The sequence below is a fragment of the Streptomyces sp. NPDC002032 genome (assembly GCF_042890765.1).
Classification (GTDB): domain Bacteria; phylum Actinomycetota; class Actinomycetes; order Streptomycetales; family Streptomycetaceae; genus Streptomyces.
Map to the genome: position 1 here is coordinate 735,785 of NZ_JBIASM010000003.1, position 13,620 is coordinate 749,404.

The window sequence follows — 13,620 nt, forward strand, 5'->3', positions numbered from 1 at the left end:
GCTGACTCTCGGCTCACGATCCGGCGTTGACGTTGGCGAGGACGGCCGTGGCGATCGCCAGGACCACGGCGCCGGCGAGCAGGGCGCTCAGGTAGCTCTGCACGTTGCCGGTCTGGGCCCGGCGGACGAGGCTGCCGAGCAGCCGGGGTCCGGCACCCGCGCCGCGGACGTACGTGTCCACGACCTCGCGGTCCAGGAAGCGGACCAGGCTCGCGGCCGCGCGGACGGGGCGGACGAAGAGCCGGTCGTAGACGGCGTCGAGGTGGAAGCCGGCCGCGGCGTGCCGGTGCAGGGGGCCGAGCAGCGCGCGCCCGGGGTCGGGGGCCGGGCCGGCGGGGACGGCCGGGTGGTCGTGGGCGACCTCGGCGACCTCGGGGGCTTCGGCGGCCGACTCGGCGGCGGCCGTGGCGGCGGAGCGGGCGGCCGTCACCGCGGCGGGGGTGTCCGGGGTGTCCGCGGGGGCGGTCGTCGCGGGGGCCGGGGGGGCTCCCGTGGCGGCGCGGGCGGTGGCGGTGGCCTTGGCCGTGGCGCGCTGCCAGAGGGCGTAGGTGAGCATGACGCCGATGAGCGCGGCTCCCGTACCGAGGACCGAGGTGGTCACGGTGGGGGTGAGCTCCTTGCCGTCGAACCAGTCGGCGAGGGGGCCCGCGGCGAGGCCGAAGGCGGTCGTGGGGATCGCCAGCAGCCACAGCACGCCGGTCATGGCGACGGGCTCCCTGCCGTGGTCGGGGGCGGCGGCGCCCCGGCCGCGGAAGGCCATCAGCCACAGCCGGGTGGCGTAGGCGGCGGTGAGCAGGGCCGTCAGCACTCCGGCGACCAGCACCAGCCAGCCGGCCGCGCTGGGGGCGGCGGCGGAGTGTCCGGTGGCGGCGTGCTCGGCGGCGACGAGGACGGCTTCCTTGGAGAAGAAGCCGGCGAAGGGCGGGATGGCGGCGAGGGCGAGCAGCGCGAGCGTCATCGTCCAGAAGGCGTCGGGGACGCGCTTGGCGAGGCCGTCCATGCGGGACATGGCGGCCAGGGAGTTCGTCCCGGCGGCGTGGATGATCACGCCGGCGCCGAGGAAGAGGAGCGCCTTGAAGAAGCCGTGGGACAGCAGGTGGAAGACGGCGGCGCCGCGGTCGCCGACGGCCAGGGCCCCGGTCATGTAGCCGAGCTGGCCGACCGTGGAGTAGGCGAGCACGCGCTTGATGTCGTCCTGGGCCAGGGCGGCGAGGGCGGAGCCGACCATCGTGACGGCCGCCATCACGGCCATGACCACCAGTGCGGCGCGGGAGGCCGCGAAGACGGGCAGGAGGCGGGCGACGAAGTAGACGCCGGCGGCGACCATCGTCGCGGCGTGGATCAGGGCGGAGACCGGGGTGGGGCCCGCCATGGCGTCGGGGAGCCAGGTGTGCAGCGGGAACTGCGCGGACTTCCCGGCGACGCCCGCGAGCAGGAGCAGCGCGATCAGCGTCGGGTGGTCGAGCCCGCCGGAGGCAACGGCATCGAGGATCTTGGTGATCCGGAAGGAGCCGGCGTCGGCGGCGAGGGCGAACAGTCCGATGAGGAAGGGGACGTCGCCGAGCTTGGTGACGAGGAAGGCCTTGAGGGAGGCGGAGCGGGCCGCCTCGGTCTCCCAGTAGTGGCCGACGAGGAAGTAGGAGCAGATGCCCATGACCTCCCAGCCGACCAGAAGCACCATCAGGTCACCGGAGTAGACGACGAGCAGCATGGCGGAGGTGAAGAGGGAGACGAGCGCCGCGTAGGAGGGGTAGCGGGGGTCCTCGCGGAGGTAGGCCGTCGAGTAGAGCTGGACGCAGGTGGCGACGACCCCGACGAGGACGGCGACGAGGACGGCGAAGCCGTCCAGGTGGAGGGAGAGGTCGATCGGCACGGAGCCGGTCGGGGTCAGCTCGGTGGCGGTGTCGATCGCCGCCCCGCCGCCCTGGCGGACGGCGACGAACACGGCCAGTACGGCGGCGCCCAGCGTCGGCAGGATGGCGAGCGGGCGGACGAAGCCGGGGGCGGTCCGGCCGAGGAGCAGGCCTGCCACCGCGCCCAGGAAGGGCAGGAGGGGAACGAGGACCGCGAGGGTCGTGGTGCTCACGCGGCGACCTCCGGCCGGGTGGTGGTGGTCGTGGTCGTGGTCGTGCCGTCGGGGTGGGCGCCGTGGCGGCCCTCCGCGGTGTCGCGCAGCCGGTCGACGTCCGAGGTGCCGCGGTTGCGGTAGACCATCAGCACGATCGCGAGGCCGATGCCGATCTCGGCGGCGGCGATGGCGATCGTGAAGAGGGTGAGGGCCTGGCCGGCGTGGAGGGTGTCGCGCAGCCAGACGTCGAAGGCCACCAGGTTGAGGTTGACGGCGTTGAGCATCAGCTCGACGGACATCAGGACCAGGATGGCGTTGCGGCGGGCGAGGACTCCGTAGAGGCCGGTCGCGAAGAGCAGGGCCGCCAGTACGGCGGGGTAGGCGAGGTGCATCAGCGCTGTCCCTTCCCGGTACGGCCGTCGGGGCGGTCGGCGGCGGCGCGGTCGGCGGCGTCGCGGGTGGCGGCAGCGCGGTCGGCGGCAGCGCGGTCGGCGGCGGCGGCTTCCTCGGCGGCGGTGTTGCGGCGGGAGAGCACGATCGCGCCGATCAGGGCCGCCAGGAGCAGGACGGAGAGCGCCTCGAAGGGCAGCACCCAGTGCTGGAAGAGGATCTCGCCGGAGACCTTCGTCGAGCCCTGGGCCGGGCCGTCGAGGTCGATCCAGGTGGTGCGGAAGGCGTCGACGACCACCCAGACGAGCGCGGCTCCCGCGACGCCGGCGACGCCGAGGGCGACCCAGCGGTTGTTCGAGTCGGCGTCCGGGGAGCGGCCGATGGGGGCCTTGGTGAGCATCAGTCCGAAGAGGAGGAGGACGACCACGGAGCCGAGGTAGATCAGGACCTGGACCCAGGCGATGAACTCGGCGGTCAGCAGCAGGTACTCGACGGCGATCCCGCCGAGGGCGACGACCAGCCACAGGGCGGCGTGCACGAGCTGCCGGGTGGTGACCGTGACGAGGGCCGCGCCGAGGGTGGCGAGGCCGACGAGGACGAAGGCGATCTCGACGCCGGTCGGCGAGAGGAAGCCGTGGCCCGCGGTGGCCGCGGCTGCCAGGGGGGCGGTGGCGATGCTCACGCGTCGGCCTCCGGGGTGGTGGTCGGGGGCGTACCGGGCGAGGTCTCGGCGGCGGCGGCCCGGGCGGCGGCCGCGGCGGCTTCGGCCTTCTCCACGGCCTTGCGGGCGGCGGCGACCTCCTTGGGCTCCTCGGCCGCCGGGTCCAGGGCGGGCGGGGCCGGCACGGTCCACATCCACTCGCGCAGCTTGTCGCGTTCGTGGGTGAGGTCGTGGATGTCGGTCTCCGCGTACTCGAACTCCGGCGACCAGAACAGGGCGTCGAAGGGGCACACCTCGATGCAGATGCCGCAGTACATGCAGAGGGAGAAGTCGATGGCGAAGCGGTCGAGGACGTTGCGGCTGCGCTCGCGGCCGCCGGGGGCGGCGGCGGGCACCGTCTCCTTGTGGGAGTCGATGTAGATGCACCAGTCGGGGCACTCGCGGGCGCACAGCATGCACACCGTGCAGTTCTCCTCGAACAGGCCGATGACCCCGCGGCTGCGGGGCGGGAGCTCGGGCTGCACCTCGGGGTACTGGGCGGTGTGCGCGCGCTTGGTCATCGTGCGCAGGGTGACGGCCAGGCCCTTGGCGAGACCTGATCCGGGGATCGGGGGCATTACTGGATCGCCACCTTCACGATGCCGGTGAGCGCGATCTGGGCGAGCGCGAGGGGAATGAGTACGGTCCAGGCGAGCTTCTGGAGCTGGTCCTCGCGCAAGCGCGGGTAGCTCACGCGGAGCCAGATGACGACGAAGGCGAGGACGGCGACCTTGAGCAGGGTCCAGACCCAGCCGAGGCCGTCACCGCCGAAGGGGCCGTGCCAGCCGCCGAGGAACAGGACGGTGGTGAGGGCGCACAGGACGACGATGCCGGCGTACTCGGCGAGCAGGAACAGCGCGAAGCGCAGGCCGGTGTACTCGGTGTACGCGCCGAAGATGATCTCGGAGTCGGCGACGGGCATGTCGAAGGGGGGCCGCTGGAGTTCGGCGAGCCCGGCGGTGAAGAAGACCAGCGCGCCGATGATCTGCCAGGGCAGCCACCACCACTCGAAGGCGCCGACGATGCCGGGCAGCGAGACCGTCCCGGCGGCCATGGCGACGGAGGCGGCGGCGAGCAGCATGGGCAGCTCGTACGCGAGCAGCTGGGCGGCCGTGCGCAGGCCGCCGAGCAGGGAGAACTTGTTGGCGGAGGCCCAGCCGCCCATGAGGGAGCCGAGGACGCCGACGCCCATGACGGCGAGCGCGAAGAAGAGGCCGGCGTCGATGACCTGGCCGACGGCACCGTCGCCCGGGCCGATGGGGATGGCGAGCAGGACGAGGAGGTAGGGCAGCAGCGCGACGGCGGGGGCGAGCTGGAAGATCCGCCGGTCGGCGTTGGCCGGGACGATGTCCTCCTTCTGCGCGAACTTCACGCCGTCGGCGACGAGCTGGGCCCAGCCGTGGAAGCCGCCGGCGTACATGGGGCCGAGGCGGCCCTGCATGTGCGCCATCACCTTGTGCTCGGTCTGCCCGATGACGAGCGGGAGCACGAGGAAGACGGCGAAGACGACGATCAGTCGCAGGGCGACGTCGAGGACGTCGTTCACGCGTCGCCTCCGGTGGTGTCGGGTTCGGGCTCGGCCGGGTCGGCCGGGTCGGTCTTGGGTGCGGCCGGATCGCTCTTGGGCGCGGGGTCCGGGGCGGCCGGGGTGCCGGGGCCCGGGGGGTCCTCGAAGGCGGGCTTCGCGTGGTGCCACGGCGCGTCCGCGCTGCGGGGGGCCGTCCGGCGGGGGGCCGGGGCGTCGGCCGCCCCGGGGGTGGCGGTGGCCTGGCTGGCGGAGCCTTCCGAGGCCGAGCGGGTGCGGCGGGCCGGGCGCGGGGCCGGGGCTTCCGCCGGACCGTCCGGGACCGCGGGCGTGGGTGCCCCGGGGGCCGGGGCGTCGGCCGTCCCGGGGGCGGCGGTGGCCTGGCTGGCGGAGCCTTCCGAGACCGAGCGGGTGCGGCGGGCCGGGCGCGGGGTCTCCGGCGTCGCGGGCGCCCCGGTGGCCTCGGCGGCCGGGGCGGCCGGGGCTTCCGTTGCCGGGCGGGTGCGGCGCGGCGGGGCGCCCTCGCGCGGGGTGCGGCCGGCGCCGGCCGCGCGGGGGGTGCGGGCCGGGGCCGGGGGGAGCTGGCCCTTGAGGGGACCCCAGTCGTTCGGGTCGGGCACCCCGGGCGGGAGCATCTGGCGGCGCTTGGGGGCATCGGGGTCGTGGGCCTCGCCCGGCTCCTTCGCCCCGGGCCACGCCTTGGCGACGCGCGCCGCCAGGACGAAGTCCTTGCGCAGCGGGTGTCCCTCGAAGTTCTCGGGGAGGAGCAGCGGGACGAGGTGGGGGTGGTCGGTGAAGACGACCCCGAACATCTCGTGCGTCTCCCGCTCGTGCCATTCGGCGCCCGCGTACACGGCGACGGCGGACGGCAGGGCGGGAGCGGTGTGCGGGACGGTGGTGCGCAGCAGGAGGCGGCGCACGCGGTGGTTCTCCAGGGAGACGACGTGCGCGCAGATCCGGAACCCGGTGCCCGGCTCGTCGACCGCGCTCAGCCAGTCGAAGTAGGTGCAGCCCAGCTTGTCGCGGGCGATCTCCAGCGCGGGGATCCAGGAGCCGACGGGGACGTCGACCGTGAGGACCTCGTACGCGTACGAGGCCACGGCCTCGGCGCCGAAGACCGCCGGGGCGGCGTCGGGGAGGGAGTCGTAGAGGTTCACGCTCCGGCCTCCGGGGCGGGCGGGGGCGTGACGAGCCCGCTGGTCAGCTGGGAGACGGACGGCGCGGCCGCGTACCGCTCGGCGAGGGACTCGCGGGCGATCTTCTCCTGGAGCTTGAGGATGCCCTGGAGCAGCGCCTCGGGCCGGGGCGGGCAGCCGGGCACGTAGACGTCGACCGGGATGATCTGGTCGACGCCCTTGGTGACCGAGTACGAGTCCCAGTATGGCCCGCCGCAGTTGGAGCAGGCGCCGAAGGAGATGACGTACTTCGGCTCGGGCATCTGCTCGTACAGCCGCTTGACGGCCGGGGCCATCTTGTCCGTCACCGTGCCCGAGACGATCATCAGGTCGGCCTGGCGCGGGCCGGGCGCGAAGGGGATGACGCCGAGCCGGATGAAGTCGTGGCGGGCCATGGAGGCGGCGATGAACTCGATGGCGCAGCAGGCGAGGCCGAAGTTGAAGACCCACAGGCTGTAGCGGCGGCCCCAGTTCAGGACCACCTTCATCGGCTCCGGGGCCAGTCGCGAGAGCACTCCCAGGCGCTTGGGCTCGGGAAGCGGTACCGGGAGCGGCTCCGGGAGCGGCTCCGGCCGGGCCGGCTGAGGCTGAGGTGTCACGTCCATTCGAGGACGCCCTTCTTGTACGCATAGAGCAGGCCGACGGCCAGGAACCCCAGGAAGACGAACATCTCCACCAGGGTCGTGGCGCCGTAACCGGCGGCGGCGAAGACCGTCGCCCACGGGAACAGGAAGATCGAGTCGACGGCGAAGATGACGTAGAGGAAGGCGTAGACGTAGTAGCGGACCTGGGTGTGTGCCCAGCCCTCGCCCACGGGGTCCACGCCGCACTCGTAGGTCAGCAGTTTCTCGGGCGTCGGGACCACGGGCCGCAGCAGGCGGCCGGCGCCGAAGGCCACGGCGACGAAGAGCACGCCGAGGACGGCGAGGAGGCCGACGACCGAATAACTCCGGAAGTAGTCGGCCGCGGTCACGGTCAAGGTCACGGTCGATACCGTTGGGTCGGACACGTCCGTTCCTCGTTCCTCGGCCACTGTCGATGATCTGGATGATCTGGTACGGACGGGAGTCTAGGGCCTGGGCTGCGCGGGGTGGGGTTATCCCCCGTTCACTGCCGCCGGGCCGCCCCATGGCATCGGACGGGCGGAATTGGCAGGCTGTGCCGCATGACCGCGAACGATCAAGCCCTCTCACCTCCTCCCGTGCGCCCCGTGTTCGACGCGGTCACGTGGAAGGAGATCGCCCATCTGCTGGGCAACCTCCCCCTGGCGTTGATCGGTTTTACGTACACGGTGTTCATGGTCGCGACCGCCGGCGGTCTGTCCGTGACCGCTGTCGGACTGCCGCTGCTCGCTTGCGGCCTGTATGTGTCCCGTCAGCTCGGCCGGCTGGAACGCGGGCGGGCGCGGGCCCTGCTGGGGGTGCGGGTGGCCGAGCCGACCCCGCTGCCCGGGCCGCGGCGCGCGGGCGGGTTCTTCGCCTGGCTGTGGGCCGGCGTGAAGGACCCGGTGGCCTGGCGGACGGTGCTGTACGAGCTGGTCCGGCTGCCGTGGGGGGTGCTGACCTTCACGGTAACGCTCGCGGGGCTGTTCGTCCTGTGGCCGGTGCTGCCGTACCTGGTGCGCGGCATGGCGAACGTGGACCGGGCGATGGTACGGAGCCTGCTGTCCCCCTCGGACGAGCTGGAGCGGCGCATCGCGGAGCTGGAGACGGGCCGCGGAGTGGTCGTGGACACGGCGGCGGCCGACCTGCGGCGGATCGAACGGGACCTGCACGACGGGGCGCAGGCGCGCCTGGTGGCCCTCGCGATGGGGCTCGGGCTGGCGAAGGAGAAGCTGCTGGAGGACCCGGAGGGGGCGGCGGCGATGGTCGACGAGGCGCACGGCGAGGTCAAGCTGGCGCTGCGGGAACTGCGGGACCTGGCCCGGGGGATCCATCCCGCGGTGCTGACCGACCGGGGGCTGGACGCGGCGCTGTCATCGGTGGCGTCCCGGTGCCTGGTGCCGGTGAAGGTGGCGGTGGACCTGCCGGCGCGGCCGGCGGAGGCGATCGAGGGGATCGCGTACTTCGTGGTCTCCGAGCTGCTCCAGAACGTCAGCAAGCACGCGGGGGCGAGGGACGCGGGCGTCGAAGTGTGGAAGTCCGGCGGACGGCTGCTGGTCAGGGTCTCGGACGACGGGCGGGGCGGGGCGGATCCGCGGGGCGGGTCGGGGCTGGCGGGGCTCGCGGAACGGCTGCGGGCGGTGGACGGGGTGTTCCTGGTGGAGTCCCCGGAGGGCGGGGGCACGGTGGTGACGGCGGAACTCCCGTGGCGCGACCGGGCGTAGCCGTGCGACCGGGCGTAGCCGTCGGCTTGAGGTGACGCGGAGGGGCTCCCGTCCGGGTGGACGGGGGCCCCTTCCGTGTCCGGGGCGGCGCGGGCCCGGGCGAGGCGGGGGGGGCGGGCCCGGACGAGGCGGAGGGGCGGACCCCGGCGAGCCGGGGGGGGTGGGGTTAACCCCCCGGCGGGGACGCCGACCCGCCGCATGGTTCCGAATAGGGGCGGACGGCAGGGTGGAGTCGGCAGAGCGGTGCGAGGAGAGGGCGGGACGGGATCATGGGCAACGGCATGAGCGGGGGCGGGAGCCGGGACGGCGGCCGGGGCGGGCTCGTCACGGTGCTGCGGGCACCCGTGGCGGCGCGGACCTGGCGGGAACTGGGATTCGTACTGACCGGGCTGCCGCTGAGCACCCTGTACTTCTCGCTCGCCGTCACCGGCGTGGCCCTCGGCGCCGGACTGCTCGTCACCTTCATCGGCGTGCCCGTGCTGGCCGGCGTGCTCCTGCTGTGCCGGGGCTTCGGCCACCTGGAGCGGGGCCGGGCCCGCGCCCTGCTGGGAGTGGCGCTCGCCGATCCGGCGCCGGTGCGGGCCGGTGGCCGCGGGGGCGCGGGCGGGGGCGCGGGCAAGAGCGGGGCCCTGGCCTCGATGGGGGCGCTGCTCAAGAGCGGCAGCGCCTGGCGGCACGTGCTGTACTCCGTGATCCACTTCCCGTGGGCGGTGTTCTCCTTCTGCCTGGCGCTGACGCTCTGGGCGTACGGCTGGAGCAGCCTGCTGTACCCGCTCTGGTTCTGGGTCTTCCCCGCCTTCACGAACCAGCCGGGACTCCAGCTCTTCCAGAACGACGACTACTCCTTCTACCTCGACTCCCCCGTGGCCATCGCCGCCACCTGCCTGGCCGGGCTGCTCATCACCCTCGCCACCCCCTGGGTCGTACGGGCGCTGACCGGTGTCGACCGGGTGCTCATCGGCGGCCTGCTCGGCCGCTCGCGCCTCGACGACCGCGTCCGTGAGCTGGAGAGCGACCGCGGGGTGGTCGTGGACACGGCGGCGGCCGACCTGCGGCGGATCGAACGGGACCTGCACGACGGGGCGCAGGCGCGGCTGGTCGCCCTCGCGATGGACCTCGGACTGGCGAAGGAGAAGCTGACGGAGGATCCCCAGGGGGCGGCGGCGATGGTCGACGCGGCGCACGGCGAGGTCAAGGTCGCCCTCCAGGAGCTGCGGGACCTGGCCCGGGGGATCCATCCCGCGGTGCTGACCGACCGGGGGCTGGACGCGGCGCTGTCTTCGGTGGCGTCGCGGTGCGCGGTGCCGGTGAAGGTGGCGGTGGACCTGCCGGGGCGGCCGGTGGCCGCGATCGAGGGGATCGCGTACTTCGTGGTCTCGGAGCTGCTCCAGAACGTCAGCAAGCACGCGGGGGCGCGGGGGGCGGGGGTCGATGTGTGGAAGTCCGGCGGACGGCTGCTGTTGCAGGTCTCCGACGACGGGCGGGGCGGGGCGGATCCGCGGGGCGGGTCGGGGCTGGCGGGGCTCGCGGAGCGGCTGGACGCGGTGGACGGGGTGCTGCTCGTCGACTCGGAGGAGGGGCGGGGCACGGTGGTGACGGCGGAGCTTCCCTGGCGGGCCTGAACCCTGGCCGGGCCGTTACGGGGGCCCTCGGGGGGCGCCCCTGCCCGGACCGGGCCGTTACGGGGGCTCCCCCGGGCGGCCGGGGCCGTCGGGCGGGGGTGCCGCTGCGCGGGGCTTCCTCCCCGCCCCACCCTTCACCCGTTCTCCCCTCAGGCGCCGGGGAGGCTGGCAGGTGCGGGTCCGCTGCCGGGGGCCAGCCCCCGGACCCCCGCGCCTCAAACGCCGGCGAGGCTGGAATCGGGGTCGAGCCCAGAGCCTGGCGCCGGGGAGGCTGGCAGGTGCGGGTCCGCTGCCGGGGGCCAGCCCCCGGACCCCCGCGCCTCAAACGCCGGCGGGGCTGGAATGGGCGGCGGGGGCGGAATCGGGGGCTGAGGGGCGGCGGGGCTGGGATGCTTGGGGTGGGGCGTGAGGTGCGGCCCGCCGGGCGGGGTCCCGGGATGACTTGACGCGGGAGCTGCTGAGCGTGGACGACAGGGTGCGGGTGGTCATCGCCGAGGATTCGGTGCTGCTGCGGGAGGGCCTGACCCGGCTGCTGACCGACCGGGGGCATGACGTCGTGGCGGGCGTCGGGGACGCGGAAGCCCTGATCAAGACGGTGGCGGAGCTCGCCGCCGAGGACGCGCTGCCGGACGTGGTGGTGGCCGATGTGCGGATGCCGCCGACGCACACCGACGAAGGCGTGCGCGCCGCCGTGCGCCTGCGCCGCGAGCACCCCGGGATAGGCGTGCTCGTGCTGTCGCAGTACGTGGAGGAGCAGTACGCCACCGAACTCCTGGCCGGTTCCAGCACCGGGGTGGGGTACCTGTTGAAGGACCGCGTGGCCGACGTCCGGGAGTTCCTGGACGCCGTCGTCCGGGTGGCCCGGGGCGGTACGGCCCTGGATCCCGAGGTCGTGGCCCAGCTGCTCGGCCGCAGCCGCAAGCAGGACGTCCTGGCCGGCCTGACCCCGCGCGAGCGGGAGGTACTGGGCCTGATGGCGGAGGGACGGACGAATTCCGCTGTAGCCAAGCAGCTCGTCGTGAGCGACGGCGCCGTGGAGAAGCACGTCAGCAATATCTTTATGAAGCTGGGGCTGTCCCCGAGTGACGGGGATCACCGGCGTGTACTGGCCGTCCTCACCTATCTGAGGTCGTGATCACCTGACACTCTGTCAGGTGGGGCGGCGCGCCGGCGAAGGCCGGGGGATCTGAATACTCGCGTAGAGCACGACGTCTGTCGGACAGACCGACCCGAAAGGGACGGTCCAGAATGCGGGCGGACCCGGGGCCGGAAATCCTGCCGGACGTAGGGTGGGCCTTGGGAACGAACGTCCGCGCCTCGAAGGAGGTCCAGTTCAGTGACCAGCCAGGTCAGTAGCCCGGCCGAGCAGGCCGACGGGGCCGGTGGGTCCATCGGCGGCCAGCGCGGTGAGCGCGCCGCCGATGGAGCCGGCAAGGAAATCCGCCGCGTCGACCGGGTGATCATCCGTTTCGCGGGTGATTCGGGTGACGGTATGCAGCTGACGGGTGACCGTTTCACGTCGGAGACGGCGTCCTTCGGGAACGATCTGTCGACGCTGCCGAATTTTCCGGCCGAGATCCGGGCGCCCGCGGGGACGCTGCCGGGGGTGTCGTCGTTCCAGTTGCATTTCGCCGATCACGACATCCTGACGCCGGGTGATGCGCCGAACGTGCTGGTGGCGATGAATCCGGCGGCGTTGAAGGCGAACATCGCGGATGTGCCGCGGGGTGCGGAGATCATCGTGAACACGGATGAGTTCACGAAGCGGCCGATGGCGAAGGTGGGGTACGAGACGTCGCCGCTGGAGGACGGGTCGCTGGACGCGTACAGCATTCACCGGGTGCCGCTGACGACGTTGACGGTGGAGGCGCTGAAGGACTTCGGGCTGTCGCGGAAGGAGGCCGAGCGGAGCAAGAACATGTTCGCGCTGGGTCTGCTGTCGTGGATGTACCACCGGCCGACGGAGGGGACGGAGGCGTTCCTGCGGCAGAAGTTCGCGAAGAAGCCGGTGATCGCCGAGGCGAACATCGTGGCGTTCCGGGCGGGCTGGAACTTCGGGGAGACGACCGAGGACTTCGCGGTGTCCTACGAGGTGGCTCCGGCGGCGGCCGCGTTCCCGGCGGGGACCTACCGCAACATCTCGGGGAACCTGGCGCTGTCGTACGGGCTGATCGCGGCGGCGCGGCAGGCGGATCTGCCGCTCTACCTGGGCTCGTATCCGATCACGCCGGCCTCGGACATCCTGCACGAGCTGTCGAAGCACAAGAACTTCGGGGTGCGGACGTTCCAGGCGGAGGACGAGATCGCCGGGATCGGGGCGGCGCTGGGCGCGGCCTTCGGCGGTGCGCTGGGGGTGACCACGACGTCGGGGCCGGGGGTGGCGCTGAAGTCGGAGACGATCGGGCTGGCGGTGTCGCTGGAGCTGCCGCTGCTGATCGTGGACATCCAGCGCGGCGGTCCCTCCACCGGGCTGCCGACCAAGACCGAGCAGGCCGACCTCCTCCAGGCCATGTACGGCCGCAACGGCGAGGCGCCCGTCCCGATCGTCGCCCCCCGCACCGCAGCCGACTGCTTCGACGCCGCCCTCGACGCGGCCCGGATCGCCCTCACCTACCGCACCCCGGTGTTCCTGCTCTCCGACGGCTACCTCGCCAACGGCTCCGAGCCCTGGCGGATCCCGGACGTGGCGGACCTGCCTGACCTGAGGGTGCAGTTCGCGACCGGCCCGAACCACACGCTGGCCGACGGCACCGAGGTGTTCTGGCCTTACAAGCGGGATCCCGAGACCCTGGCCAGGCCGTGGGCCGTCCCGGGCACACCGGGCCTGGAACACCGCATCGGCGGGATCGAGAAGCAGGACGGCACGGGCAACATCTCCTACGACCCGGCCAACCACGACCTGATGGTCCGCACCCGCCAGGCCAAGATCGACGGGATCGAGGTCCCCGACCTGGAGGTCGACGACGCCACCGGGGACGCCCGGACCCTGGTCCTGGGCTGGGGCTCCACCTACGGCCCCATCACCGCCGCCGTCCGCCGGCTACGGCTCGCCGGACACCCCATCGCACAGGCCCACCTGCGCCACCTCAACCCCTTCCCGAGGAATCTCGAAGAGGTCCTGAGGCGTTACGACAAGGTAGTGGTGCCCGAGATGAACCTCGGACAGCTGGCCACCCTGATCCGGGCGAAGTACTTGGTCGACGCCCAGTCGTACAACCAGGTCAACGGAATGCCCTTCAAGGCGGAGCAGCTCGCGACGGTTCTCAAGGAGGCCATCAATGACTGAGGTGACCGACGCTCCCCATCACCTGCTGTCCCTCGTGCCCAAGGCCGAGGCGAAGCAGTCGATGAAGGACTTCAAGTCGGACCAGGAGGTGCGCTGGTGCCCGGGCTGCGGTGACTACGCCGTGCTCGCCGCCGTGCAGAGCTTCATGCCCGAGCTGGGCCTGGCCAAGGAGAACATCGTCTTCGTCTCCGGCATCGGCTGCTCCTCCCGCTTCCCCTACTACATGAACACCTACGGGATGCACTCCATCCACGGCCGGGCCCCCGCCATCGCCACCGGCCTCGCCTCCTCCCGCCGCGACCTGTCCGTCTGGGTCGTCACCGGCGACGGAGACGCCCTCTCCATCGGCGGCAACCACCTCATCCACGCCCTCCGCCGCAACGTCAACCTCAAGATCCTCCTCTTCAACAACCGGATCTACGGACTGACCAAGGGCCAGTACTCCCCCACCAGCGAAGTCGGCAAAATCACCAAGTCCACCCCCATGGGCTCCCTCGACGCCCCCTTCAACCCCGTCTCCCTCGCCCT

13 protein-coding genes are annotated in these 13,620 nt (G+C 72.9%); 5 read left to right on the plus strand and 8 right to left on the minus strand.

From position 1 onward, the window contains the following. Positions 1-13 precede the first annotated feature (13 nt). The 8 genes from ACFYYT_RS11560 to ACFYYT_RS11595 are packed head-to-tail and all read right to left on the minus strand — an operon-like array spanning position 14 to position 6,867. Positions 14-2,086 (minus strand): NADH-quinone oxidoreductase subunit L, encoded by a 2,073-nt coding sequence (locus ACFYYT_RS11560; RefSeq protein ID WP_351829781.1) that lies wholly within the window; start codon positions 2,084-2,086, stop codon positions 14-16. Beyond that, entirely contained in the window at positions 2,083-2,460 is a 378-nt protein-coding gene (gene nuoK / locus ACFYYT_RS11565) for an NADH-quinone oxidoreductase subunit NuoK (RefSeq protein WP_351829778.1), read from the minus strand. The genes ACFYYT_RS11560 and nuoK overlap by 4 nt, the downstream gene beginning before the upstream one ends. Beyond that, positions 2,460-3,140: an NADH-quinone oxidoreductase subunit J gene (locus ACFYYT_RS11570; protein ID WP_388607551.1), complete on the minus strand. Its 681-nt coding sequence runs from the start codon at positions 3,138-3,140 to the stop codon at positions 2,460-2,462. The genes nuoK and ACFYYT_RS11570 overlap by 1 nt, the downstream gene beginning before the upstream one ends. Then, a complete protein-coding gene (locus tag ACFYYT_RS11575) occupies positions 3,137-3,736 on the minus strand; it encodes an NADH-quinone oxidoreductase subunit I (RefSeq protein ID WP_351829776.1) in 600 nt (199 codons plus the stop codon). Before ACFYYT_RS11575 ends, ACFYYT_RS11570 begins: the two co-directional genes overlap by 4 nt. Next, positions 3,736-4,704, minus strand: a complete 969-nt coding sequence (locus ACFYYT_RS11580) for a complex I subunit 1 family protein (protein ID WP_351829773.1) — start codon at positions 4,702-4,704, stop codon at positions 3,736-3,738. Before ACFYYT_RS11580 ends, ACFYYT_RS11575 begins: the two co-directional genes overlap by 1 nt. Beyond that, positions 4,701-5,840: an NADH-quinone oxidoreductase subunit C gene (locus ACFYYT_RS11585; protein WP_388607554.1), complete on the minus strand. Its 1,140-nt coding sequence runs from the start codon at positions 5,838-5,840 to the stop codon at positions 4,701-4,703. Before ACFYYT_RS11585 ends, ACFYYT_RS11580 begins: the two co-directional genes overlap by 4 nt. Continuing rightward, a complete protein-coding gene (locus ACFYYT_RS11590) occupies positions 5,837-6,463 on the minus strand; it encodes an NADH-quinone oxidoreductase subunit B family protein (RefSeq protein ID WP_351831423.1) in 627 nt (208 codons plus the stop codon). Before ACFYYT_RS11590 ends, ACFYYT_RS11585 begins: the two co-directional genes overlap by 4 nt. Beyond that, on the minus strand, positions 6,454-6,867 hold the full coding sequence (locus ACFYYT_RS11595) for an NADH-quinone oxidoreductase subunit A (protein ID WP_351831421.1): 414 nt from the start codon (positions 6,865-6,867) through the stop codon (positions 6,454-6,456). Before ACFYYT_RS11595 ends, ACFYYT_RS11590 begins: the two co-directional genes overlap by 10 nt. Before the next feature lie 156 nt (positions 6,868-7,023). On the opposite strand from ACFYYT_RS11595, the gene ACFYYT_RS11600 reads away from it, so the two are divergent. The 5 genes from ACFYYT_RS11600 to ACFYYT_RS11620 all read left to right on the plus strand — a co-directional run. Further along, positions 7,024-8,184 carry a sensor domain-containing protein gene (locus tag ACFYYT_RS11600; protein WP_351831418.1) on the plus strand — a complete coding sequence of 387 codons (1,161 nt, stop codon included), beginning with the start codon at positions 7,024-7,026 and terminating at the stop codon, positions 8,182-8,184. 269 nt (positions 8,185-8,453) lie between these two features. Beyond that, positions 8,454-9,806: a sensor histidine kinase gene (locus tag ACFYYT_RS11605; RefSeq protein ID WP_388607558.1), complete on the plus strand. Its 1,353-nt coding sequence runs from the start codon at positions 8,454-8,456 to the stop codon at positions 9,804-9,806. Between the two features lie 475 nt (positions 9,807-10,281). Continuing rightward, the gene (locus ACFYYT_RS11610; RefSeq protein WP_030161942.1) at positions 10,282-10,941 is read left to right on the plus strand and encodes a response regulator transcription factor; all 660 of its coding nucleotides are present in this window, start codon (positions 10,282-10,284) and stop codon (positions 10,939-10,941) included. A gap of 201 nt (positions 10,942-11,142) precedes the next feature. Continuing rightward, on the plus strand, positions 11,143-13,092 hold the full coding sequence (locus ACFYYT_RS11615) for a 2-oxoacid:acceptor oxidoreductase subunit alpha (RefSeq protein WP_388607561.1): 1,950 nt from the start codon (positions 11,143-11,145) through the stop codon (positions 13,090-13,092). Then, positions 13,085-13,620 (plus strand): 2-oxoacid:ferredoxin oxidoreductase subunit beta (locus ACFYYT_RS11620; protein WP_351831845.1); only part of this gene is annotated, 536 nt, incomplete at its 3' end. The genes ACFYYT_RS11615 and ACFYYT_RS11620, both read left to right, overlap by 8 nt.